This window comes from Kocuria sp. LUK, from assembly GCF_021012935.1.
Classification (GTDB): domain Bacteria; phylum Actinomycetota; class Actinomycetes; order Actinomycetales; family Micrococcaceae; genus Kocuria; species Kocuria flava.
In genome coordinates, this window is record NZ_JAJMZI010000018.1 from 1 (window position 1) to 633 (window position 633).

Consider the following 633-nt stretch of genomic DNA (forward strand, 5'->3'; position numbering starts at 1 on the left):
CGGGCGCGCTTCTTGTCGTTGGACTTCACCGTGATCCACGGGGCGTGGTCGGTGTCGGTGCGCAGGAACATCTCCTCCTTCGCCTCCGTGTAGTCCTCCCACCGGTCCAGGGACGCCAGGTCGTTGGGGGAGAGCTTCCACCGCCGCACCGGATCGATCTGGCGGATCGCGAAGCGGGTGCGCTGCTCCTGCTGCGTGACGGAGAACCAGAACTTCGTCAGGTGGACCCCGGAGTCCACGAGCATCTTCTCGAACACCGGGGCCTGGGCCATGAACTGCTCGTACTGCTCCGGGGTGCAGAAGCCCATGACCGGCTCGACCACCGCCCGGTTGTACCAGGAGCGGTCGAACATCACGATCTCCCCGGCCGTGGGCAGGTGCTGGACATAGCGCTGGAAGTACCACTGCCCCCGCTCCCGGTCCGAGGGCGTGGTCAGGGCCACCACCCGGGCCGCCCGGGGATTGAGGTACTCGGTGAAGCGCTTGATCGTCCCGCCCTTGCCCGCCGCGTCGCGGCCCTCGAAGACGATCACGTGCTGGAGCTCGTGGTCCTGGGCCCAGTACTGGAACTTCAGCAGCTCGATCTGCAGCCGGTACTTCTCCAGCTCGTAGTCCTCCCGCGACATCAGCTCG

General features: G+C 66.7%; 1 protein-coding gene. It reads right to left on the reverse strand.

Annotated elements, in window-relative coordinates; genetic code table 11:
* A partial coding sequence (gene ppk2, locus LQU92_RS14835) for a polyphosphate kinase 2 (protein ID WP_230781443.1) occupies positions 1-633 on the reverse strand: 633 nt, incomplete at both ends.